At 42.8% G+C, this 23,927-nt stretch carries 24 protein-coding genes and 1 riboswitch; of the genes, 20 read left to right on the top strand and 4 right to left on the bottom strand.

Annotation, left to right across the window (positions count from 1 at the left end; all coding sequences use genetic code 11):
- Window positions 1-23 precede the first annotated feature (23 nt).
- The 6 genes from lpdA to fdhD all read left to right on the top strand — a co-directional run bounded on the left by lpdA (window position 24) and on the right by fdhD (window position 7,645).
- Window positions 24-1,424, top strand: a complete 1,401-nt coding sequence (gene lpdA / locus A6749_RS00605) for a dihydrolipoyl dehydrogenase (RefSeq protein ID WP_066383501.1) — start codon at window positions 24-26, stop codon at window positions 1,422-1,424.
- Window positions 1,425-1,689: 265 nt separating this feature from the next.
- Complete coding sequence (locus A6749_RS00600; protein WP_066383490.1) at window positions 1,690-2,247, top strand: DUF2062 domain-containing protein; 558 nt, start codon at window positions 1,690-1,692, stop codon at window positions 2,245-2,247.
- A 353-nt stretch (window positions 2,248-2,600) separates the two neighbouring features.
- Window positions 2,601-3,875 carry an L-lactate MFS transporter gene (locus A6749_RS00595; RefSeq protein ID WP_066383489.1) on the top strand — a complete coding sequence of 425 codons (1,275 nt, stop codon included), beginning with the start codon at window positions 2,601-2,603 and terminating at the stop codon, window positions 3,873-3,875.
- Window positions 3,876-3,964: 89 nt separating this feature from the next.
- Window positions 3,965-4,327, top strand: a complete 363-nt coding sequence (locus A6749_RS00590) for a Na-translocating system protein MpsC family protein (RefSeq protein WP_066383487.1) — start codon at window positions 3,965-3,967, stop codon at window positions 4,325-4,327.
- A gap of 145 nt (window positions 4,328-4,472) precedes the next feature.
- Window positions 4,473-6,830, top strand: coding sequence for an FdhF/YdeP family oxidoreductase (locus tag A6749_RS00585; RefSeq protein ID WP_066383485.1), 2,358 nt, complete (start codon window positions 4,473-4,475; stop codon window positions 6,828-6,830).
- A gap of 14 nt (window positions 6,831-6,844) precedes the next feature.
- The gene (gene fdhD / locus A6749_RS00580) at window positions 6,845-7,645 is read left to right on the top strand and encodes a formate dehydrogenase accessory sulfurtransferase FdhD (protein WP_066383478.1); all 801 of its coding nucleotides are present in this window, start codon (window positions 6,845-6,847) and stop codon (window positions 7,643-7,645) included.
- A 22-nt stretch (window positions 7,646-7,667) separates the two neighbouring features.
- On the opposite strand, the gene A6749_RS00575 is transcribed toward fdhD, so the two are convergent.
- Window positions 7,668-8,417 (bottom strand): YoaK family protein, encoded by a 750-nt coding sequence (locus A6749_RS00575; protein ID WP_066383465.1) that lies wholly within the window; start codon window positions 8,415-8,417, stop codon window positions 7,668-7,670.
- A gap of 152 nt (window positions 8,418-8,569) precedes the next feature.
- On the opposite strand from A6749_RS00575, the gene A6749_RS28265 reads away from it, so the two are divergent.
- The gene (locus tag A6749_RS28265) at window positions 8,570-8,707 is read left to right on the top strand and encodes a hypothetical protein (RefSeq protein WP_161487101.1); all 138 of its coding nucleotides are present in this window, start codon (window positions 8,570-8,572) and stop codon (window positions 8,705-8,707) included.
- A gap of 442 nt (window positions 8,708-9,149) precedes the next feature.
- Here A6749_RS28265 and A6749_RS27990 read toward each other — a convergent pair whose 3' ends face one another.
- Together A6749_RS27990 and A6749_RS00570 are read right to left on the bottom strand one after the other, a co-directional pair.
- On the bottom strand, window positions 9,150-9,341 hold the full coding sequence (locus tag A6749_RS27990; RefSeq protein WP_153042985.1) for a hypothetical protein: 192 nt from the start codon (window positions 9,339-9,341) through the stop codon (window positions 9,150-9,152).
- Window positions 9,342-9,471: 130 nt separating this feature from the next.
- Window positions 9,472-9,987 (bottom strand): hemerythrin domain-containing protein, encoded by a 516-nt coding sequence (locus A6749_RS00570; protein WP_084797590.1) that lies wholly within the window; start codon window positions 9,985-9,987, stop codon window positions 9,472-9,474.
- Between the two features lie 187 nt (window positions 9,988-10,174).
- On the opposite strand from A6749_RS00570, the gene A6749_RS00565 reads away from it, so the two are divergent.
- A complete protein-coding gene (locus tag A6749_RS00565; protein WP_066383458.1) occupies window positions 10,175-10,498 on the top strand; it encodes a BC1872 family protein in 324 nt (107 codons plus the stop codon).
- A gap of 67 nt (window positions 10,499-10,565) precedes the next feature.
- Here the strand turns inward: A6749_RS00565 and queF are convergent, their stop codons facing one another.
- Window positions 10,566-11,066 (bottom strand): preQ(1) synthase, encoded by a 501-nt coding sequence (gene queF / locus A6749_RS00560; RefSeq protein WP_066383455.1) that lies wholly within the window; start codon window positions 11,064-11,066, stop codon window positions 10,566-10,568.
- Window positions 11,067-11,162: 96 nt separating this feature from the next.
- A riboswitch (PreQ1 riboswitch) is annotated at window positions 11,163-11,210 on the bottom strand.
- A 228-nt stretch (window positions 11,211-11,438) separates the two neighbouring features.
- On the opposite strand from queF, the gene queC reads away from it, so the two are divergent.
- From queC to A6749_RS00500, 12 genes are all read left to right on the top strand, one after another.
- Complete coding sequence (gene queC, locus A6749_RS00555; RefSeq protein ID WP_066400563.1) at window positions 11,439-12,095, top strand: 7-cyano-7-deazaguanine synthase QueC; 657 nt, start codon at window positions 11,439-11,441, stop codon at window positions 12,093-12,095.
- A complete protein-coding gene (queD, locus tag A6749_RS00550; protein ID WP_066383452.1) occupies window positions 12,095-12,571 on the top strand; it encodes a 6-carboxytetrahydropterin synthase QueD in 477 nt (158 codons plus the stop codon). Before queC ends, queD begins: the two co-directional genes overlap by 1 nt.
- Complete coding sequence (queE, locus tag A6749_RS00545) at window positions 12,564-13,286, top strand: 7-carboxy-7-deazaguanine synthase QueE (RefSeq protein WP_066383448.1); 723 nt, start codon at window positions 12,564-12,566, stop codon at window positions 13,284-13,286. Before queD ends, queE begins: the two co-directional genes overlap by 8 nt.
- Window positions 13,287-13,542: 256 nt before the next feature.
- Window positions 13,543-14,763, top strand: coding sequence for an MFS transporter (locus tag A6749_RS00540; RefSeq protein ID WP_066383442.1), 1,221 nt, complete (start codon window positions 13,543-13,545; stop codon window positions 14,761-14,763).
- Between the two features lie 211 nt (window positions 14,764-14,974).
- Window positions 14,975-16,441, top strand: coding sequence for a 4-hydroxyphenylacetate 3-hydroxylase family protein (locus A6749_RS00535; RefSeq protein WP_066383441.1), 1,467 nt, complete (start codon window positions 14,975-14,977; stop codon window positions 16,439-16,441).
- 33 nt (window positions 16,442-16,474) lie between these two features.
- Window positions 16,475-17,632 (top strand): ABC transporter substrate-binding protein, encoded by a 1,158-nt coding sequence (locus tag A6749_RS00530; protein ID WP_236719605.1) that lies wholly within the window; start codon window positions 16,475-16,477, stop codon window positions 17,630-17,632.
- Between the two features lie 10 nt (window positions 17,633-17,642).
- Window positions 17,643-18,509 carry a branched-chain amino acid ABC transporter permease gene (locus A6749_RS00525; RefSeq protein ID WP_066383435.1) on the top strand — a complete coding sequence of 289 codons (867 nt, stop codon included), beginning with the start codon at window positions 17,643-17,645 and terminating at the stop codon, window positions 18,507-18,509.
- A 13-nt stretch (window positions 18,510-18,522) separates the two neighbouring features.
- Window positions 18,523-19,548, top strand: a complete 1,026-nt coding sequence (locus A6749_RS00520; protein ID WP_084797589.1) for a branched-chain amino acid ABC transporter permease — start codon at window positions 18,523-18,525, stop codon at window positions 19,546-19,548.
- Window positions 19,538-20,326 carry an ABC transporter ATP-binding protein gene (locus A6749_RS00515; RefSeq protein ID WP_066383433.1) on the top strand — a complete coding sequence of 263 codons (789 nt, stop codon included), beginning with the start codon at window positions 19,538-19,540 and terminating at the stop codon, window positions 20,324-20,326. The genes A6749_RS00520 and A6749_RS00515 overlap by 11 nt, the downstream gene beginning before the upstream one ends.
- Entirely contained in the window at window positions 20,319-21,017 is a 699-nt protein-coding gene (locus A6749_RS00510; RefSeq protein WP_066383429.1) for an ABC transporter ATP-binding protein, read from the top strand. Before A6749_RS00515 ends, A6749_RS00510 begins: the two co-directional genes overlap by 8 nt.
- A gap of 195 nt (window positions 21,018-21,212) precedes the next feature.
- Window positions 21,213-22,331 carry a class II histone deacetylase gene (locus A6749_RS00505; RefSeq protein WP_066383422.1) on the top strand — a complete coding sequence of 373 codons (1,119 nt, stop codon included), beginning with the start codon at window positions 21,213-21,215 and terminating at the stop codon, window positions 22,329-22,331.
- 41 nt (window positions 22,332-22,372) lie between these two features.
- Window positions 22,373-23,854 (top strand): aldehyde dehydrogenase family protein, encoded by a 1,482-nt coding sequence (locus tag A6749_RS00500; protein WP_066383412.1) that lies wholly within the window; start codon window positions 22,373-22,375, stop codon window positions 23,852-23,854.
- The last annotated feature ends 73 nt before the right edge of the window (window positions 23,855-23,927 follow it).

Below are 23,927 nucleotides of genomic sequence, written 5' to 3'. Positions count from 1 at the left end.
TTTATAAAAAAGGAGTCCCGACCATGACAATAGAATATGATGTTGTGATTATCGGCGGCGGTACTGGCGGATACGTTGCGGCCATTCGCGCCTCCCAGCTAGGATTAAAAGCGGCAGTCGTTGAAAAAGGAAAATTGGGCGGAACATGTCTTCATGCGGGCTGTATTCCGAGTAAGGCCCTGCTGAGAAGTGCGGAGGTTTATACCCAAACCAAAAATGCCAGTAAGTACGGAGTGTATGCCCCTGAAGTCAGCTTTGATTTCTCACAAATTCAATCGCGGAAAAACGAGATTACGGAGCGTCTCTTTAAAGGTGTCCAGCATTTACTGAAAAAGGGAAAAATTGATGTTTATGACGGGAAAGGCAGTATTTTGCAGTCTAAAGATGTGCTAGTTGAAATGAACAATGGTGAAGGGGAAGTCATCTTAAGTCCAAAGAATATTTTATTAGCAACGGGGTCGCGGCCGCGCACGCTTCCTGGGCTCGAGGCCGATGAAAAGTATGTCATGACATCGGACGAAGCGTTAAAGATGGAAGGGCTTCCAAATTCGATAATTATTGTCGGCGGCGGGGTCATTGGGATGGAATGGGCCTCGATGCTTGTCGATTTCGGCGTTCAAGTCACGGTCATTGAATATGCTGATCGGATCCTGCCAACGGAGGACCAAGACATTTCGAAGGAAATTCAGCGGTTAATGAAGAAAAAAGGCGTCAAAATCGTTACAGGTGCAAAGGTGCTTCCAGAAACGCTGGAAAAAGGGGACGGTGTGTCGATTAAAGCGGAGCATAAGGGAAAAGAAACTTCATTTTCGGCTGATCAACTGTTGGTCTCTGTAGGCCGGCAGCCGAATACAGAAGGAATCGGGCTGGAGAAAACAGAAGTCGAACTGGGGCCTGTTTTTATTCAAACGAATGAATTCTATCAAACGAAGGAGCCGAATATTTACGCCATTGGCGATGTGATTGGCGGCTTACAGCTGGCCCATGTCGCCTCCCATGAAGGAATGATTGCGGTGGAGCATATGGCGGGGGCAGATCCTAAAGTACTGGACCCGACGCTTGTGCCTAAGTGTGTCTATTGCAGTCCGGAAGTGGCTAGTGTCGGACTCACTGAAGAGGAAGCGAAACAGAAGGGCTATCAAGTAAAAACAGGAAAGTTCGCATTCCGGGCAATCGGTAAGGCTTTGGTTTTTGGCGACTCTGACGGATTTGTTAAATTGGTCGTGGAAGAAGGTTCAAATAAACTGTTGGGCGCTCATATGGTGGGTCCGCATGTAACCGATATGATCACAGAGATCGGCCTTGCCAGGGTATTAGAGTCGACATCCATGGACATTGCTCATACGATTCATCCACACCCAACATTAGCCGAAGCAATCGGAGAAGCAGCCTTGGCGGTGGATGGCAAGCAAATCCACGCTTAATTTGGTGTCAGGCACATGTTATTTTGATATAATTTTGTTAACGAAGCTATCGATTTTCGGTGGCTTTGTTTATTAGGTGAAAGTACCCATGTCTTACCATTTATTATTTAGTATATTAAAACTAGTTTTCAGAATTGAATTATAATATACTATGAATATAGGAAAAATTATTAGCAGTAGTATAACATTCCTATGAAGCCGGCATGAAGCTTTGCCAGCCCAAATAACAATTTTCCATTCTATTTTTTCACTTGGAGGTTATCTTATGAGCGTTAAACAACATAAATATAATCTTATTCAACGCCTTGGACGAGCTTTTAAGTTAAACTTCGTGAAACTTCTTCGTTCCCCAGGTGGAGCTAGGAAGGTTGCATTGGGTTTTGCGCTTGGCTTCGGCTTGGAAATGTTAGTCATTTCAACTGCTTCTCTTATATATATATTATTTGTTCCGATTGTCCGCTTGGCAAAAGGCTCACTGCCAGCTTCAATCATTGGAAATGTAATTGGCAAGTTAACCTTTCTGCCTGTTCTATTGCTTCCATTTGCTAGAACATTAGGAAAAGCTATTTTTCCAATGAAAATCAGAAATGGACATCATACCGCTTTTTCATTACAAAAATTGCTTCATGGTGATTTCCATAGTTTAATAGGGCTGCTCCATGGCGGCATCCATGCACTCATCGGCATGACCATATTCGGCATCATCCTCGGTGTTATTTCCTACTTCGTCGTCCACTATCTCTACGAAAAGGAAATAACCAACCGCCTAAAAAGAAGACGCCAAAAACACGAAATGAACATCACGGTGTCAGGCACCATGTGAAAAATTCACATGGGTGCCTGACACCGTTTTTTTTATGATAAATTTTCCAAATTAATCTTGTGCTGTATCCGCCTTCATGGTAAGATTATTTCGTAAATTGTGAACAAATTTTGAACTTTTATATTTGATACTGCTTTTAATACGAAATAGCGATCCTGTTCGACGGTTAAAAGTATGGTTCACTCTCTTAAACTATGACTGTTGGTACTTAGCAGCGTCCCTGTGTAAGGCAAACCGTTGTAAGAATTCTTAGTGATTCCTTCCTAAAGGAACCTCGACGAATTTTTTCAACGGTTTTTTATTTGTTCACAAAGATTTGAATTAAACAACTTTTTAAGGAGTGAGTGACGATTATGAAGAAAACAAAGAATCGCTGGTTAATTGCATTATCTGCCGTGGGGATTCATATTTCAATTGGCTCTGTCTATGCGTGGAGTAATTTTACAACCCCATTAAAAGATTTATTTGGCTGGTCTGATTCAGAAGTGGCCATGACATTTAGTATTGCCATCTTGTTTTTAGGCCTGTCCGCCGCATTTTTAGGACACTTTGTGGAAAAGCATGGTCCAAGGAAATCGGGGCTTTTGGCGGCAATCTTTTTCGGGGTTGGTGTGGTTGGAGCCGGTTTGGCAGTGACATTAGGTTCGAAATATTTATTGTATTTTTTCTACGGCGCCCTAGGGGGAATTGGATTAGGCGTCGGTTATATAGCACCGGTCTCCACTCTGGTTAAATGGTTTCCTGATAGAAGGGGACTGGCTACAGGTCTTGCCATCATGGGCTTCGGCTTCGCGGCAGCCATTTCCAGCCCAGTCATGAATGCGTTAATTGTGGCTGTCGGTGTTGCCAATACCTTTTACATACTTGGTATCGCGTATTTCGCCATCATGCTGCTGTCCTCGCTTTATCTTGAAAAGCCTGAGGAAGGATGGCTTCCGGAGGGTTATAAGGAGAAATTGAACAGCGGCAAAACGAAACCAAATATGGATTTAACACAGCTGATGGCCAATGAGGCTGTTAAAACAAAACGCTTTTGGTTCTTGTGGCTGATGCTGTTTATTAATGTTACATGCGGTATTGCGATTTTAGCGGTTGCCAAGCCGCTTACGATGGAAAGTATCGGGATTGATATGACAGCAGCAGCGGCCCTTGTAGGCGCAATCGGTGTCTTTAATGGCTTAGGCAGAATCGGCTGGGCCAGTTTTTCAGATATTATCGGGCGGCCTGCTACCTATACAACCTTCTTTGTCCTGCAAATGGTAATTTTCTTTTTTCTACCGGATGTATCGATTAAGTGGCTGTTCGTGGGAATGCTGATTATCGTCATCAGCTGTTACGGCGGCGGCTTTTCCTCGATACCGGCCTTTATCGGCGACTTGTTTGGAACAAAACAGCTCGGTGCGATTCATGGCTACATTCTAACCGCTTGGGCAGCAGCAGGACTTGTCGGCCCATTATTTGCCGCTTGGATTAAGGATACAACAGGCAGCTATTCCGGTAGTTTAACATTTTTCTCAGGTTTATTTGTCATTGCGTTCGTCATTTCCCTGCTGATTCGCTTAGATATTAAAAAGCTAAAACAAAGTAAAATGGTGTCTAATCCATCGCTTGAAAATCAAGTAGGTTAGAAATTTGCAAAAATTCTTATAAACTTGTAGAATATTAACAAGGTTAACACAGTGATAATCTGAAGTATTGGCAAGTGAGTTGAGTTTTTGTGAATAAATATGAAGCGGAATTCAGTAATATTGTTCGTGCGTTCCGAAAACGTCATATGGGCAAAGGTCCCAGTCAAGTAAGGACGACATTTTGTAAGAACTGGGCGATTTGTGAAATGGAGGGGAATTTGTCCCCAATTGAAAAATTTATAGCCACTGCTGAAGACGGCAGACAGATGCTTCGGGCTGCCCGAACTGAAATGGTAAAGGATATTTATAAAAAAAATTATCCAATCGAAATGGAAGAGCTCCTTGGAGTCAAATTCGTTAAAGTATTTGTCGACATTAATATTGAAGAAGACAAAGGCATGTCGATCTTCGTGTTTGATGAAGATATTGAAGAAAAATTTAAAAATGTATAGCTGCTTTCATTGAATGACAGTAGTTGGTACTTGACAGCGAACCTGTTGAAGGCTAACCACCATGGCACATTCATCCTTTTAAGTGATGAATGTTATCCTTGGTGGTTTTTTATTTGTATTTTAAAAAAGGAGGAAAAAACAGAAAATGGCAAAGACAAAGCATCCTGGACCACAGAAAAAATCATGGAAGCCTGCCCCGGAACATTGGGTAAGTCCGATACCTTTTGGGCTGGGAAAAATTAAGCCAAAGCACATTCGCGATACGATGAAAGTGGTGTGGGACAACAAAGATAATCTCGGCTATGCTGCAAATATTATCACGAAGGGGGTTTGCGACGGCTGTGCCCTTGGTGTATCAGGGTTATATGATCAGACGTTAACCGGCCCGCATGTTTGCACCACCCGCCTGAATGTGCTAAGACTCAACACCATGCCGGCGATCAAACCGGAAATCCTTCACGCTGATATTGATGAGCTCCGTAAATATGACAGTACGGAACTGCGCAGGCTTGGACGCATTCCTTACCCGTTAATCCGCCGCAAAGGGGAGCGGAAATTTTCCCGAATTGCTTGGGATGAAGCAATGGATCTGATTGCTGGGAAAATGAAAAAACTGAACCCAAAGCAATATGCTTTCTATCTGACGGCCCGCGGGATTACAAATGAAAGCTACTATGTTGCTGGCAAAGTAGCCCGCTTTCTTGGAACGAATCACATTGATAATGCCGCCCGGATCTGCCATGCACCAAGTAAAACGGCATTAAAGCGGTCGATTGGTGTCGGGGCCTCAACCTGTAATTATTTGGACTGGATTGGCACCGATGTTTTATTGTTTTGGGGCAGCGTTGCGGCGAATTCCTCTCCGGTTTCGTCCAAATATATGCTCGAGGCGAAGAAAAAGGGAACCAAAATCATTGTGGTGAACCCGTACCGCGAACCGGCGATGGACAAATATTGGATCCCGTCCAACCCTGAATCGGCGCTTTTCGGGACAAAAATTGCTGATGATTTTTACCAAGTGAACATCGGCGGCGACATCGCCTTCATGCACGGAATTATGAAGCATTGGTTTGATATGGAAGAGAGGACTCATGGTTCTGCGATTAATCATGAATTCGTTGGGAAGCATGTCAATGGATATGACAAGTTAAAGAAACAGGTGCAGGAACAATCTTGGGAAGCGATCATTGAATCGTCCGGGGTAGCAAAGGCTCGTATTATAGAACTTGCGGAACTCCTGGCCAAAAGCAAAAATGCAGTCTATGCATGGGCGCTGGGGCTGACGATGCATTCGTTTGCCACTGATAATATTTCACAGGTTGCCAATCTTGCCCTCCTTCGCGGCCATTTGGGACGAAAGCTTAATGGGCTAATGCCGTTTCGCGGCCATTCAAGTGTGCAAGGAAGCGGAGAAATGGGCGCCGACCCATTTGTCTTACCAGGCGGCGGCTGGGATGAGAAGACGATTGATAGAATTGAAAAGCTTTGGGGCTTTGAACTGCCGAAGTGGCAGGGGGATATTGTCGGGGTAACCCTGGAAAACATTGTTCTTCCCGAAGATCACGAACGAAAGATCAAGCTGTACTATTTATCCGGCGGCAACTTTTTAGAAACGATGCCTGATCCTGATTTCATCAAAGAGGCATTAGCGGAGCTTGAAATTCGGGTCCATCAGGATATTATTTTAAACACCTCCACATTGGTCGATGCCAAGGAAGCGGTAATTGTATTGCCGGCGAAAACCCGCTATGAGCAGGAGGACGGCGGTATAAGTACGTCTACAGAGCGGATGGTTTATTTTTCACCGGAGATTCCTGGGAATAAAAACAGAATCGAAGAAGCGCGCGCAGAATGGAAGATTTATATTGATTTGGCTAAGCGGATTAAGCCGGAGGAAGCTCATATGGTCGAGTTTACTGACGGATTTGATATCCGTGAGGAAATCGCAAAAGCCAATCCCGATTATGACGGAATTCAGCATTTGAAGAATCAAGGGGATGTGTTCCAGTGGGGCGGAGCCTGGCTGTGCGAGGATGGAATTTGTCCGACTGTGGACGGCAAAGGTAGTTTAATCCCGGTAGAGATTCCTGATTTAAACAAAAAACCGGAACAATTTATCGTTACGAGCCGGCGCGGAAAGCAGTTTAATTCCATGGTATACCATGAGGTCGACCCATTAAACGGTGCAGGGCGCTATGATGTATTGATGAATGCCGCAGACGGGCATAGGCTGAGCATCGCTGAAGGGGAAGGAATCGTGGTGTATAACGGTTTTGGTGTTTTTCAAGGGAAAGCGAAATTCGTGGAAATCGCTGAAGGGAATATCGAGGTTCACTTTCCAGAGGGGAATTTCCTGCTGCCGCGCGGCCGTTATGAAAAGTATGCCGGAATCCCGGATTACAATATTACTGTTTATGTTGAAAAAGCAGAACGTTACCTTGCGCGAAAAGATACCGACTATCTTGAAAAGCCGGTTCCTGAGCTAGAAACAGAAGTGGGGTAAAGGGGGCGGAAAGGTTGTTAAAAGAAATTACGACTTCACAAAGTATTGTTAGGTTTGACGGACAGCATTTTGTGGAGGAAGAGGATGATATTGCGGTTGAAACAGCACTAACGATTGTGCTGGATGGTGAGGAATTTGCGACCATGGTTTGCAGTCCTTCCGATTTGAAAGAATTGGTCGTCGGATTTCTGGCCTCTGAAGGTGTGATCCGAGTTTACGATGATATTAAGGAAATGCATATTGATGGGGACAGGGGATTCGCTTATGTTGATTTGGTACGTAAGCATTGTGTTATGCGAGATTTCCATTCCAAACGGTTTATCGGCTCCTGCTGTGGGAAAGGCCGGCAGTTTTATTTTCAAAATGATGTAAAAACAGCCAAAACGGTGATGAGTAAATTGAAGATTACGCCGGAACAATGCCGCCGGCTGATGGGCGAGATGCAAGAAGGTTCATCCTATTTCCAGCAAACGGGCGGTGTTCATAATGCGGCTTTATGCACCAGAGACGGTATTGTCGTGGCACGGACAGATATCGGACGGCACAATGCCTTAGATAAACTGTTCGGCTATTGTTTGATTCATCAGATTCCGCTAAAGGATAAGCTGATAGCCTTCAGCGGGCGGATTTCGTCGGAGGTATTATTGAAAGCCGCCAAAATTGGCGTAGGCATCATCCTCTCCAAATCCGCCCCAACCAACCTCGCCCTTGGGTTAGCGGAAGAACTCGGCATCACCGCCATCGGCTTCATCAGAGGCAATGGATTCAACGTATATACCCATCAGGAGAGAGTATTGGTGTCAGGCACCATGTGAAAAATTCACATGGTGCCTTTTACTATCCTCGATTTAGCAAGGTTTTCGGATTGGCATGAAGGACGAGCATGGCGCAGAGGAGGATTCCGGATGCGAGCCAGATGGCTTTTGTGCCGAAATGGATGGTTGATAATGCGCCGATTAAGGCTCCAGCTAGGAATGAAACAATTATGGCTGCGAAATCGATAAATTTCAGGATTCCTTGGCGGTCGTGCAGGATGAAGGCGGTATAGGCTGCTTCGGCGGCTGTCCGTAAATTGCCGGTTACCATTGCTGAATTATATGGCCATTTTACCAAGGTACGAAAGGACGAAATCTGTACGGATGCGACAAAGGCAATCGTAACGGTTACTACTGTATTTGGAACCTCAATTGGCCATGACCCAACAAATAATAGGACAATGCTTTCAAGGAGCAGAACTGTTCGAGCAGGATGGGGGAATATCCTTGTAATCATTGGATGTTTTAAACCCTCAGCAACAATCACTCCCATGACAAAGGCAAGGATTGGGGGAATATGCTTTAATCCTTTGTCCCATTGGCCATGGGCCAGTTCTATTCCAAGCAGAACAAGGTTTCCGGTTTGGGATGTAGCGAAAACTCCGTCCCGGCTGACGTACGTATAAGCATCCAAGAAACCGCCAATTAAAGCAAGCATTGCCCCTAAACTTATAGATTCAGCTGAAATTTGCGGAAGCTTGACCCTAGATCTGGCTCGTCTTAAACGGGCGTATGTAATATTTAGTTTTGCGCGATTTTTTCTTTCTTCCATGGACCTCTCCCGTGCAATGGATTTATGTAATTATCCTTATTTTTACCGGGAGAGGTGCGATTAATGTGAAGAAATAATATTCATTCGTAAAGCTAGCCTACGTGACCTAATGGGAATATGGAAAGCTGCAGGGTAACGTAGAGGATGTCTATGTGACCGAAAAGGTGAAAAGAAAGGTTGTAGGTAACGTAGAGGATGTCTACGTGACCGAAAAGGTGAAAAGAAAGGTTGTAGGTAACGTAGAAGGGGTCTACGTGACCGAAGAGGTGAAAAGAAAGGCATTAGGGTAACATAGGAGGGGTCTACGTGACCGAAGAGGTGAAAAGAAAGGCATTAGGGTAACGTAGAAGGGGTCTACGTGACCGAAAGAGTGAAAAGCCAGGCTGTAGGGTAACGTAGAAAGGGTCTACGTGACCGAAAGAGTGAAAAGCCAGGCTGTAGGGTAACGTAGAAAGGGTCTACGTGACAAAAAGAATGAAAAGGAAGCATGTAAGGTAACGTAGAAAGGGTCAACGTGACCGAAGAGGTGAAAAGAAAGGCAGTAGGGTAACGTACAAGGGGTCTAGGTGACTGAAAGAGTGAAAAGAAAGGCAGTAGGGTAACGTAGAAGGGGTCTACGTGACCGAAAGAGCGAAAAGAAAGACTGTAATGTAACGTAGAAGAAGTCAACGTTACCGAAATTGAAAAGGTACCGAAAAATAACATATAAAAAATTTATTTTAACCATTTTAATTATTGCAACGGCACATACGGCCCGAAATATGGAAACGACGACGGGTGGCCGTAAAGAACAGGAATAAAATGATAGTTGTAATGGCCGAAGTGAACAGTATGATGATGAATTGGCAGACCCCATGGACCAAACAATGGCGGGGGATAACCTAAATAGATAGCTCCGTTGGTGCCGGTAATGATCGTGTGCATGAAATCACCTGCTGCATTTTTTTTCAGTTTACGATAAAAATGAAAAAATGAGCCTGTATTGTACCAAAGGTAACCCTTCTAAATATAAGGGAAAAGAGTCCAAACCAATCGGACTCTTAAAAAAGTATGGCTATTCAGAAACCCTTTGTTTCACTATTTCCTTTTCCTCATCGGTAAACATACGCTCAGCCATTGGATAGAGCACCTGTTCTTCCTTACCAAAATGGCTGATTAACGTATGATAAGCATTTTCAATCAAATCGGCATTTTGAATTTTTTCCTCATCAGAAAACTCAGAAGAGCTCTCGACGTTTTTCAAAAATACATTTATAAATCCATGAGCCTTCTCATGTTCATATTCCATAACAGCGATCGGACCGCCGTTTTTACCAAGATAAACCTCCATCATGCGAAATAAAATGTTTTCCTCACGCTCAGAATGATGGTCAAGGTCGCTTGCAAAATCCTTTACTTCCTGAACTAAGTCTACAAAAGAAGCCCCTTGTCCCTCCTTTACCGTTTTACACAATGAAAATAATCTTTCTAACCCTTCCCTTAGTGGGATATGTTCACTGAGTAATTTATTTAATCCTTCCGAAAGTGTAACTGGACCATTTCCAAACATTCCGCTTTGACACCCTAGCATCAAAATAACCCCTTTCTTACATTCGTCTACCTTTAGTATAAAAAATTCAAGCGTCCTATATTGTGATTGAAATCACTAAAATTTTTTATAAATAAATACTGGAAAATCAGAAAATTGTGTTATATAATTGTGGTAATTAAACATGGGTGTTATATAACAAAAATTCACTAATAAAGGAGCAGGGCGAATGATGAAAACAGACTCAATTGCACGGAGAATTCTGGGCTGGAAATTAAATCGATGGGATCGCTGGTATGATGGGGAAAAAGGGGTTTTCATTCATGATGCTGATTTTCAGCCGGAGCAAAACCTAAACCACGCCATGCTGATCGTTGATAGACTGGAAGAAATGGGATTTACTTATACCGTCAAAGGTGTTTCTCGAGTTTGCTTTAATGAAATCTGCGCCACCGGCGAAACACTGGCCCATGCCATCACCAATGCAGCCTACTCCATCGTCGAGCATCACTCCACAGCTGACAGCACGAGAATGTGGCAGAAAATGTGCTAAATTAAATTGGGTGTCAGGCACCATGTGAAATTTTCACATGGTGCCTGACACCCTTTGCGCTTTCTTTTTATCGATTGTCCACTTTTTCTGGGTAGAGGTCGTGATTCATGAGGCGGAAATTGGCCATTTCTTCGTATTTGGTTCCTGGTTTTCCGTAGTTGCACCATGGGTCGATGGATATTCCGCCGCGGGGAGTGAATTTGCCCCAGACTTCAATATACCGCGGGTCAAGCAGCTTGATTAAATCGTTCATAATGATATTGACGCAGTCTTCGTGGAAATCACCGTGGTTGCGGAAACTGAATAAGTATAATTTCAGTGATTTGCTCTCGACAATTTTACGGTCTGGTATGTATGAAATATACATGGTGGCGAAATCCGGCTGCTTGGTGAGCGGGCATAGACTCGTGAACTCCGGACAATTAAATTTGACGAAATAATCACGGTCGGCATGAAGATTATCCACCGCTTCCAGAACATCCGGTGAATATTCAAATAAATATTGATTATTTTGATTTCCTAATAATGTTAAATCCTTTAAACCTTGTTCATCGCTTCTGCCAGTCATAAAAAAACCCCCTTAAATTAATGAATAAGAGGATCATTCAACCATTCTATAAAAAAATAAAAAGCCATGTTCTATATGGACATGGCTGGCTTTAAAATATCCATAGTTTTTTATAGAGGGTTAATCGCTATGAACCTCTCGTATTCAATTACCCACTATGATATAGAAAATGTGAAAGCACGTCAAATGAAAATTGATGGTCGACAGAAAGTTAGAAAAATAGTAATATAAATTTGCTGATGAAAATAAATGAATAAAAATCCGCTGAAATGCGGTTGAGGTTCTAGCACCCCTCACTAAAAAAACTAAGGAAAAACAGTACGTTTCTTAGTACTGTTTTTTCTATTTTGAAAGGAGCATTCCTAAAGAATGTTGAAAAATGAAAAAGCAGTTGTAGTGTTTAGCGGAGGACAGGACAGCACGACATGTCTATTCTGGGCATTAAAAAACTTCAGGGAAGTCGAAGCAGTTACCTTCGATTACAACCAAAGACACCGGTTGGAAATTGAGTGTGCAGAAAGAATCGCAAATGAAGTTGGTGTCAGGCACCACATTTTAGACATGTCGTTATTGAATCAGTTGGCGCCGAATGCGTTGACACGTTCTGAAATTGAGGTCAAGGATGGGGCGGAAGGAGAGCTTCCATCAACTTTTGTTCCGGGCCGAAACCTGTTATTTTTATCCTTTGCCGGTGTCTTAGCTAGTCAGGTAGGGGCAAAGCATATCATTACCGGTGTCTGTGAAACAGATTTCAGCGGTTATCCGGATTGCCGCGATATGTTTGTGAAATCGCTAAATGTTACCTTAAATCTCGCTATGGATGATAACTTTGTGATTCATACTCCACTAATGTGGATTAACAAAGCTCAAACTTGGGCATTGGCGGATGAATTAGGAAAACTAGATTTTGTTCGTGAAAAAACACTGACCTGCTATAACGGCATTATCTCGGACGGCTGCGGGGAGTGTCCTGCCTGTGTTCTGAGAAAAAGAGGGCTTGAAGAATACTTAAGCGGGGGCAGTAAATGATGTACGGTTTTAGAATTGTCGACAAACTGCAGAAAATCGATGAGGACATCAGCCGAAAGCAGTTAAAATATCATACGAAACGCGTATTAGTGAGCAAAGAGTTTACTTTCGATGCCGCTCACCACCTCCATTGCTACGATGGAAAATGTAAGAACCTCCATGGACATACATATAAAGTCATCTTCGGCATCAGCGGCTTTGTAGATAATCGTGGAATTATGATGGACTTTGGAGACATAAAGGAAATTTGGAAAAATCAAATTGAAATTTTTCTTGATCATAAATATTTAAATGAGACCCTTCCGCCGATGAACACGACCGCGGAAAACATGGTCGTTTGGATTTTTCAAAAAATGACTGAAGCACTTGAAGCGGCTGGGCCAAAATATGACGGGGCAAGGGTTGAATTTGTTCGCCTTTATGAAACCCCGACAAGTTATGCCGAGGCTAGAAGGGAGTGGATGGGAAATGAGTAAGCTCCCTGTAATTGAAATCTTTGGCCCGACAATCCAAGGGGAAGGCATGGTCATTGGCCAGAAAACGATGTTTGTCCGCACAGCAGGCTGTGATTATTCCTGCAGCTGGTGTGACTCTGCTTTCACCTGGGACGGAAGCGCGAAAGATGAAATTAGGTTAATGGATGCAGAAGAGATTTGGCAGGAATTAACGGAAATCGGGGGAGATCGGTTCTCGTTTGTCACCATTTCCGGCGGGAATCCCGCACTTCTGAAAAATATGGATGCCCTCATTGAATTATTAAAAGCGAATGGCATCAAATGCGGGCTTGAAACACAAGGAAGTAAATGGCAGGACTGGTTTTTAAACGTCGATGAACTAACAATTTCACCAAAACCGCCAAGCTCCAAAATGAATACTAATTTTGAGATATTAGATATGATTTTTTCGCGGTTAAAAGATTTTAAAAATCATGTGAGTTTAAAAGTTGTGATTTTTGACGAAGCAGACTTGGAGTATGCCAAAATGGTCCACCAAAGATATGAACATATTCCGTTTTATTTGCAGGTTGGAAATAATGATTTAACTAATTTAAACGATCATGAATTAATCGATAAGCTGCTTCAAAAATATGAATGGCTGGTAAATTGTGTGGCCGCGGATGCCCAATTAAACAATGTCAGGGTATTGCCGCAGCTGCATACATTGCTTTGGGGCAATAAGCGAGGCGTGTAACAGGCTGATTCCTATTATTTCCCTGCAGCAACTTTTATAAAAAATTATTGTCAGCGGCAGAAAGTCGTGATAGTATTATGAAGAAAATTTCCTTTAATCTTGGTCCAGAGAGTCCAAAAAGGGTGAACGTTAATATTCGTATATAGTATTTAGATATATGAATGCCCTTTTGTCCTCTACGGATGGAAGGGCATTTTAGTTTTATTTAAAATCTTTTAATCTGTGTCCAGTGAGGCTCGAAAGGAGAATGACGAAATTGAATTATCAGAAAAAAACAGTCGTCGCATCAGTAGCAGGTTTGACTTTAGAAGGTATGGACATCATGTTTATATCCTTTGCCATGTCGATGATTATCGCGGAATTCCATCTTGATATGGCAACAGGCGGTCTTATTTCTTCCATTACCAACTTAGGAATGTTATTCGGAGGAGTCATTTTCGGAATCTTAGCAGATAAGTTTGGCCGTGTAAAAGTGTTTACTTATACGGTATTATTGTTCGCAATCGGTACAGCGTTAACGGGTCTCGCAGCCAATGTTGAACAGGTTTACATTTTCAGGTTTATTGCTGGCTTAGGAGCAGGCGGGGAATATGGAATTGGGATGACACTTGTCGCAGAAGCATGGCCAAAGAAAAAGCAAGGCCGCGCCTCTTCGTATGTAAGTATTGGGGCTCAATTCGGGGTTATCCTCGCGGCACTTCTTAGCGCGATGATCTTACCGACCTGGGGCTGGAGAGGTTTGTTCTTCGTGGGTATTGTACCAGTTATTTTTGCCTTCATCGTTCGGAAAAACCTGAAGGAATCACCTGAATGGCTTGCAGCCTCCAAAGAAAAACGTCAAGCGAAAAAGCAAGGAAATATTAGTCAGTTATTCGCTAATCCTAGAATTGCGTTTACCACTGCTGCCTTAGCCCTTATGGCTACTGTGCAAATCGCCGGGTATAACGGCTTGATGATTTGGCTGCCATCCATCCTGCAAAAATCACAAGGCTTATCGGTATCGGGTTCTGCGCTTTGGACGATTAGTACCGCAGTAGGAATGATTGCCGGGATGCTAACGTTCGGACAGATTATGGACAGGCTTGGAATGAAGAAAGCCTACGGAATTTTCCTTGTTGCTTCTGCAATCGCGGTGTTCATGTACTCGTTTGCGACTGGAGCAGCGGGGGTTTTAATCGGCGGGGCCATCGTCGGATTCTTCTCAAACGGAATGTTTGCCGGATATGGTGCATTAATCAGCCACTACTACCCAGTTGAAGTACGAAGCACAGCAACCAACACCATCTTCAACTTCGGGAGAGCATTAGGAGGATTATCACCAATCCTAGTAGGCTTCATCCTGCAGCACGCCAACGTCACAGTCGCCATGGGCTACCTAGCCATCCTTTACTGTGTCTCCTTTATCGCCATGATCAGCCTGCGAAAAGGAAAAGCAGATCAGCACAACACAGTTAATACATTTACACAAGCAGTTTAAATGAGTGGATATTGGGTGTCAGGCACCATGTGAAATTTTCACATGGTGCCTGACACTCTTTTTAAATTTATAAAATAATGAATTTTTAGAAAATTGGATTGACATTAGCACTATGGCGATGTTATTTTATTTAAAGAATAGTTAAAGAAAAAATCCGTAAATAGGAAGTAACATTAGATGGTTAATGGTTATTAAAAAGGGAGGTAGCTGGATGGCGTTAATGACAGGTAAACAGTATCGCGAGTCGCTTCATGATGGGAGGGAGGTCTATATTGACGGGGAAAAGGTGAAAAATATCACTGAACACCCGTCCTTTAAGCCGATCATTGATGTGAAAGCTCGGATGTATGATATGGCTTTTGAGGAGAAGTATCGTGCTGCCTTAACCACGACACTAGCAGAGGGAGAGGTTGTTTCAAGGGCGTATAAAGCACCTGAAACGAAGGAAGATCTAACCGCGATTCGAAAGCATGTGGAAACAGTGCTGGATGACCTTGGCGGTGTCGTTTACCGGGTTGGTGATGAAACAATTGGGGAAATGTGGTCGCTATTCGATGCTCAGGATAAATTGAATGAAATTGACCCCACATATGCCAAAAATATGAAGTACCATATCGACCGTGTGGCAAGAGAGGACCTGTTCCATGTCTCCGCAAACACAGATCCAAAAGGGGACAGAAGCAAATTATTCAGCGGAAGAGACGGCGGTACCCTGCTTCATGTCGTCGAGGAAAATGATAAAGGAATCGTGGTGAAAGGGGCCAAGTTTGAAACCGCCGCTGCCTATGCCCATCAAGCATTTGTAAAACCGACCATCCTGGACTGGAATGCCGGTTCCGAAAAAATGGCTCCTTTTGCCTGCGGCTTCATTTGCGACATGGGGTCACCCGGCTTAAAGCATATTTGCCGGACATCGCTTGGAGCCGACCGAAATCCAAACGATTATCCAATCGCCACGAAATTTGAAGAAATTGACACTTTGCTTATTTTTGATAATGTTCTCATTCCTTGGGAAAATGTATTATTCCATCGCTCCTTAGAATCTGCCGCCTATATCCGTTCCACACTACATCGTTATTCTGCTTTTAACTACACCTTAAGAATGTTACGAAGAGCCGATTATCTAATCGGTGCCGCTTTATTGAATGTTGAACAAACAGGTTTAACCCATCTTCAAGCAGTAAAAGAAAAAATTTCTCAGTTAATCAATTATCGCGAAGGAATTAATGCCCATTTAACGGCGGCTGTCGCTGAAGCCGAAAGAAGTCCAGGCGGTCTGATGATGCCGAACCAATCCCTGCTTTATACAGGACGGGTGTTTGCCCTGGCGAATTTCCCGGCGATGGCCCACCTGACAAGAGAGCTCGTTGGCGGACAATTAGCGGTGACACCTGACACAGCCACGATGGTAGATTCGGAGATTAAACCATATGTTGATCAATATTATTCGGTGGGAGACTGGACACCAGAAGATCGCGGAAAGCTGCTTTATTTTGCCAGAGATTTGTTGAATTCCTCTTACGCCGGTCATCGCACGACGTTTGAACTTTTTGCTCAAAGCCCGCCATTTGCCCAACAGATGGCCGTCTATAACAATTTCGATATGGAGCCCCAGCGTGAATTAGTGCGTCGGGCGGCTGGGATTAACATTCCAGAATCTACTATTCGCTCTTCATAGAGGACTAATTTTAAAAATAAGGGAGGAAATATGATGGGACAACTCGTAAAGAAAACCGTTATGTTTATGATTCTAGCAGTACTTTTAGTAGGGTGCTCTGCAACTAAATCTTCATCTGGCAATGGCACCTCCAAATCTGAAAACGGTGACACGATTAAAGTAGGATTACAGGCACCGATGACGGGCGATAATGCCCAGTATGGACAGGATATGAAGAATGGCGTGGAGCTTGCTTTTCAAAAGATTAATAGCGATGGCGGAATCAATGGCAAAAAGCTCAAGTTAATTGTCGGTGATGATAAAGCCACTCCTTCTGAGGCGGTAGCCGTTGTCAACAAAATGATCATGAATGATGGCGTCAAAGCGATTATTGGCGGGTACAATTCATCACCAACGCTTGCGGCACAGGATGTTTCCGGCCCAGCAAAGGTGCTTCACTTGAACATGGGAGCAAGCCCTGATTTGTCCAAAACAGGCAACAACTACTTGTTCCGCGTGATTTTAACAGGTTCGGTTTACGTTCCGGCTGTCATGAAATATATGTCTGAGGAGAAAAAGGTAAAGAAAATCGCCGCCCTGTTTGAAAATACGGATTACGGAATTACGATGTATGATGCTGCCAAAGTATCGGCAAAGGAACTCGGTGTAGAATTTGCTACGACGGAAAAATATAACCCTGGCGATAAGAATTTTTCCGCCCAATTATCCAAAATAAAGGCGCTTAATCCAGATGCGGTCATGGTGGTAGGTTTATACAACGAGGTGGCCTTAATTGAACAGCAAGCGAAGCAGGCCGGTTTGAATGTCCAATTTTTCTCACCGGATGATTCGATGTACTCAGAGCAGCTGATCTCACTAGGCGGGGAAGCAGTGGAGAATCACATTTTTGCCTCGATGATTGATTTGAATGCAGATACGGAGGAAATGAAAGAATTTAAAAAGCTGGCAGAAGAAAATAAAATCCCGGCACAGGCTAATACGGCTATTGCTTATGATGCAGCAATGGCGTTAGCAAAGGCGTTGGAGGAAGGAAAAGCCGATGCAGAAAAATCCCGAGATGCGCTGGCTAATATTGATTACAAAGGCATCACAGGTCCGATTAGATTTGATGAAAATGGAGACCGCGCCAATACTCCGATGATCATGCAGGTGCAAAAAGGTGACTTTGTGGTAATTAAACAATCGGAATAGGGGGATTGGGATGTTTGTCGATCAATTAATAAATGGAATTGTTCTTGGCAGCATTTATGCGTTAATGGCAATTGGCTATACGATGGTATGGAACGTGCTTCGCTTTATCAATTTTGCACATGGAGAAGTATATATGGGAGGGGCATTCGTGTCCCTTTATCTTCTATTATTAGATACACCTATTTGGATCGCGTACCTTGGGGGGGTACTGGCAGGAGCCTTGCTTGGGTATTTAATGGAGAAAGTGGTGTACTTGAGAATGAGAAGTGCCCCTAAATTAAATCTATTGATTGCAGCGATTGGGATCTCGATTCTGCTGCAAAACTTAGCACAATACATTTGGGGGGCAACACCAGAACGATTGACGTCACCATTTCTCTCGAAAAATATTCAGGTGGGAGATATGATGATCAACCAACACTATATTTTTATCATTATCTTAACCATACTGGTGATGATTACGTTAGAGTTATTTATTAATAGAACGCTGATGGGAAAAGCGGTTCAGGCCGCTGCACAAAATATCAATGCTACACAATTGATGGGGATTAATGCGAATAAAATTATTTCGATTACATTTGCGATTGGTTCAGCGGTAGGGGCACTCGCAGGTATTTTAGTAGGACCAGTATTTTTAGTGTATCCAACGATGGGGATCTTTGCAGGCCTAAAAGGATTCACTGCCTCTGTTATGGGCGGCATGGGGAATATTCCCGGTGCCATGATTGCCGGATTAATGCTGGGGGTTATCGAAAGCTTTGCCGCAGGGTTCATTTCCTCAGGATATCGTGATGCAGTAGCAATGGTCATCTTATTATTTATTTTGTTAGTTCGTCCACAGGGGATTTTCGGCAAGGTTGTTCAGCAAAAAGTATAAAGGGGGGAGCTGTATGGACGTAATGAAAAGATCAAGTATTCGAAAAACCATTCTGATCATCGCGGGAATTGCTTTATTTTTCCTGCCGTTAGGAATCATGAATCCTTACTTCATGTACATTATTAACCTTATTTTAATCTATGCCCTCCTTGCCCTCGGATTGGACTTAATCGTAGGTTACACGGGTCAGGTGTCAGTTGGGCATGGAGCATTCTTTGGGGTAGGGGCATACGTTGCGGCCATTCTTGCCAAAAAATTAGGATTTTCCTTTTGGCTGACGCTGCCGCTTTCCATCGTGGTTACAGCTGTCATCGGATTCATCATTGGATTCATTGGCTTAAAGTTAATTGAAGAATATCTCGTCATGGCGACACTTGCCTTCGGTACCATCATTTGGCTGGTTTTTCTCAACTGGACCGATTTAACTGGCGGACCGATGGGAATTGCGGGAATACCCGCCCCGCCTACGGTAAAGATAGGATCATTTGAATATTCATTTCTTCAATATCATGATTATTTTCCATTGTTACTGATCTTTGTGTACCTAGGGATTTTGATCACCAGGCTGATCATTAAATCAGGGTTTGGACGGGCATGCACCGCGATTCGTGACGATGAATTGGCCGCCCAAGCCATGGGAATTCCAGTGTTTAAGACGAAAGTCACGATGTTTACGATTTCAGCGGCCTTCTGTGGGGCGGCGGGTGGATTATATGCCCATTTCCTGCACGTGGTAAGTCCGGAGACATTCGCTTTTGGGATGTCAGTTACGATTTTGACAATGGTGATGATTGGCGGGCAGGGGTCTGTTGCTGGGGCGATCATTGGTGCATCCATTTTAACCGTTTCTTCAGAAGCATTAAGGGAAACACCTGAATTAAGGATGTTAATTTATGGATTTTTGATTGTCGTCATGATTATGTTTTTCCCTAAGGGAATCATGGGCTTATTCCAAATGTTGAAGAAACGCTTCCTCCAAAGAAATGTACAGGTAGAAAAAACTGCTGTAGAGAAGGAGGGATTGAGTTATGAACAGTAACAATAGGACATCTATTTTAACAGTTGATCACCTTTCAAAGTCTTTTGGCGGAGTAAAAGCAGTTAATGATCTATCTTTTTCTGTTACACAAAATAATATTCATGCCATTATAGGTCCGAACGGAGCGGGAAAAAGTACATTATTCAATTTGATTACGGGTGTTATTTCCCCTAATGAAGGAAAAATTCAATTATTGGACACAGACATTACTTCTTTACGGCCGGATAAAATTGCCCAGCATGGGATCTCACGTACCTTCCAAAATATCCGTCTATTTCCGGATATGACGGTATTTGAAACCGTTTTAATTGGAACCTATTTATTTACGGGCGGCAAGCTGCTTCCAGCTGTTTTACGAACAAAGGAATTCCGCGAGAAGGAACGACAGGCAAAGGCACGGATTGAAGAGATTCTGCAATTTGTCGGGTTGTGGGAGATCCGTCATGAATATGCCGCGAAACTCTCGTACGGGAACCAGCGGCGGGTAGAAATCGCTAGAGCCTTGGCGACAAATCCACTCTTATTATTACTAGATGAACCTACCGCTGGGATGAACCAGAAAGAAACGAAGGAATTGATGCAGCTATTTTCACAGGTGAATACTCAAGGGATCACCATATTAATTATTGCCCATGATATGCATCTAGTAAATACGTTGTCCGATCAAATCACGGTGATCAATTTTGGCGGAAAATTGGTAGAAGGTCCTCCTGAACTGATTCAAAATCATCCGGCTGTAATGGAGGCTTATATGGGGAGGGCTGAGGTGAATGCTTAATGTCCAAAATTTAAGTACATATTATGGCCAAATATGTGCATTAGACAATGTTAGTTTAAAAGTGGAAGAGCGGGAAGCCGTTTCCGTCATCGGGGCCAATGGTGCGGGTAAAAGCACGCTGTTAAAAACGATTATCGGAGAGCTTCGTCCGAAAAGCGGGGATATTCAGCTTAATGGAAAATCAATTATTAAGGAAAAAACTTTTAAGCTTGTCAGCCGCGGCATGACGCTAGTACCCGAAGGAAGACATGTGTTTCCGCTGCTTTCGGTATGGGATAACTTGCTGTTAGGAGGCTATACCCTGCCTGTAAAAGAAAGGCAGCAAAGGGCAGAAGAGGTGACAGAGCCTTTTCCCATTCTTCGCGAAAGAAGAGACCAATTGGCTGGGCTGATGTCGGGTGGAGAGCAGCAAATGCTTGCCATTGCAAGGGCGATGATGACACGCCCTAAACTTCTATTATTGGATGAACCGTCCATGGGGTTGTCTCCAAAACTAGTATTCGAAGTCTATGAAAAAATCACAGAATTGCATCAACAAGGAACAACCATCCTATTAGTCGACCAAAATGCCGAAATGGCCATTGATTTCTGCAGCCGCGGCTACGTCCTCATGGCAGGCCGATTAGCGGGCCAAGGAACCAAACAAGAACTAAAAGAAAGCGAGATTGTCCATCGGTCTTATCTTGGATAATAAAAATCATAAACTCCTTTTTGAAACTTGACAATTTTCAGAATAAAAACTATATTTTAATAGGGAATAAATAAGGATAAATTCCTTTATTGATATTTTTTATAAGGGGGAAATATTTATTTATCCATTCGCAGGTATCACTATGAAAGTAGAGATTCCGAAAGATAAATCAAGTAAATGATTAGGAGGGACTGTATGAAAACTGGTTATATTTATGATGAAAGTTATTTTTGGCATGACACAGGTAGTGGAACACTTTTTCTACCTTCAGGGGGATATTTAGAAAAGGATGTTTTTTCTGAGGATCCTGCCACAAAAAGACGAGTCAATAATCTGATGGAACGGTGTGGAATCATGAAAAAACTAAAAAGGATTGATCCAAGACCCGCAACGTTAGAGGAAATTAAATTATTTCACACCACTAATTATATCGAAAAAGTCAAATTATTAAGTGACACCACTGGTGGTGACGCAGGGGATCATGCCATTGTTGGCAGAGGGTCGTACGAAATTGCCTTATTATCAACCGGTGGGGCAATAACCGCAGTTGACGCGGTTATGCAATCAGAGGTGGAAAATGCTTATGCCCTTACACGACCACCAGGGCATCATGCTGAAGCGGATATGGGGATAGGATTTTGTATATTCAACAATGTAGCCATTGCAGCTAAATATGCCAGGGAAAAATATGGTTTAGATAGAATTATGATTTTGGATTGGGATGTTCACCATGGAAACGGCACAGAGAAAGCGTTTTATCATGATCCAAATGTATTATTTATTTCCATTCATGAGGACTTGAATTTTCCTGATAATTCAGGGTATGCAGAAGATGTTGGTGAGGACAGCGGTCGCGGGTTTAATGTGAATATACCATTACCGCCAGGCACTGGGAATGCCGGTTATTTAGAAGTATTTAAGTCGATTATCGCACCTTTGGCAGATGATTATAAACCCCAACTTATCATTGTATCAGCTGGACAGGATCCAAGTATATATGATCCATTAGGCAGAATGAGAGTAACTGCTGAAGGGTTTGGAAAGATGACAGAATTAATGATGGAGATTGCTGAAAAGCACTGTAATAAAAAAATAGTTTTCTGCCATGAAGGCGGATATAGCAATGCCTATGTTCCCTTTTGCACACTTCGCATAATTGAAACTCTTAGCGGCATTAAGACTGACGTAGTGGATCCATTTGTAGCTGGAGCCAATGGGTATCCGGATTATTTATATGAACATCAAAAAAATGTGATCAATAAAGTAATTGAGATTCAATCTGAATATTGGAGCTCTTTGAAAGTGCTAGTTTAATACCTTTAAAGTATTTAATCAATTAATAGAGGGGGATTCTTATGAACACTCAGACAATCACATTATTACCTAGAGTCGCAGAATTCTTAAATGGTACTAAGAAATTATTTATTAATGGGGAGTTCGTTGAGGCTGAATCTGGTAAAACTTTTAATACTTACAATCCGGCAACTGGGGAAGTATTGGCTATTGTAAGTGAGGGCGACCAAAGGGATATCCATAAAGCAGTCCAGGCGGCTAAGAGAGCGTTTGAACAAGGTCCATGGTCAAAAATGAGTGCTGCAGAAAGAGGCCATTTAATATATCGACTGGCGGATCGAATCGAAGAACATAAGGAAGAACTAGCACAATTGGAAACCCTTGATAATGGAAAGCCAATAAATGAGGCAAGAATCATAGATTTACCAGGTACAATTGAACAGTTTAGGTATTTTGCTGGGTGGACTACTAAGATTACGGGCCAAACGATACCAGTGTCGGGTTCTTTCTTTAACTACACACGCCACGAACCGGTTGGAGTAACCGGGCAAATTATTCCTTGGAATTTTCCATTGATGATTGCTTCGTGGAAAGTAGCTCCTGCCCTTGCAACTGGATGTACTGTAGTATTAAAACCCGCTGAACAGACTCCCTTAACGGCATTGTATTTAGGGAAATTAATACAAGAAGTAGGTTTTCCAGAAGGAGTTATTAATATTGTTCCGGGATTTGGTGAAACGGCGGGAGCATCCCTGGTAAAACATCCCGATGTTAATAAAATAGCATTTACAGGTTCTACTGAAGTAGGAAAATTAATTATGCGTGAAGCGTCAAATACGATGAAGCGTGTTTCCTTAGAATTAGGTGGAAAATCTCCTAATATCATTTTACCAGATGCCGATATGTCAAAGGCAGTACCAGGTGTCTTCTCGGGAATTATGACGAACCAAGGTGAAATATGCAGTGCAGGTTCACGTGTTTATATTCAAAAGAAATCGTATGACAATGTTGTCGCAGATTTAGCTTCATTTGCTGAAAAAGTAAAATTAGGGAATGGTCTATACGAAGATACTCAAATGGGACCACTTGTATCCATTGAGCAGCAGGAACGGGTGTTGAATTATATTAATATCGGCAGGAATGAAGGGGCTGAATGTCTTTCAGGCGGGGAAAAGACCGAAGAAGGCTATTTCGTGAAACCAACCATTTTTGCTGGGGTATCCGAAGGAATGAGAATTGCCAGGGAGGAAATATTTGGTCCAGTTGTGGTGGCTATGCCTTACGATGATATGGATGAAATTATTGAACGTGCCAATAATTCACCATATGGATTAGCTGCTGGTGTATGGACCGAGAATGTAAAAAATGCGCATTATATTGCTAATCGTCTTAAAGCCGGAAGTGTATGGGTTAACTGTTACAGTATGGTGGATCCTGCTTCACCGTTCGGGGGATATAAACAATCTGGTTTTGGTCGTGATATGGGTTCTTATGCATTGGAAAATTACACAGAGGTAAAAAGTGTATGGATTAATTTACAGTAATTTTAATTGAGAGGCTTCCAAGAATAGAAGGATAGTATAGGATTATCTTCTTATGGAAGCCTTTCCTATGTTA

Origin of the sequence: Neobacillus mesonae (assembly GCF_001636315.1) — a bacterium.
Lineage (GTDB): Bacteria > Bacillota > Bacilli > Bacillales > Cytobacillaceae > Neobacillus > Neobacillus mesonae.
The sequence above is the reverse complement of the archived record's forward strand: the minus strand, read 5'-3'. Positions and strand labels throughout refer to the sequence as shown.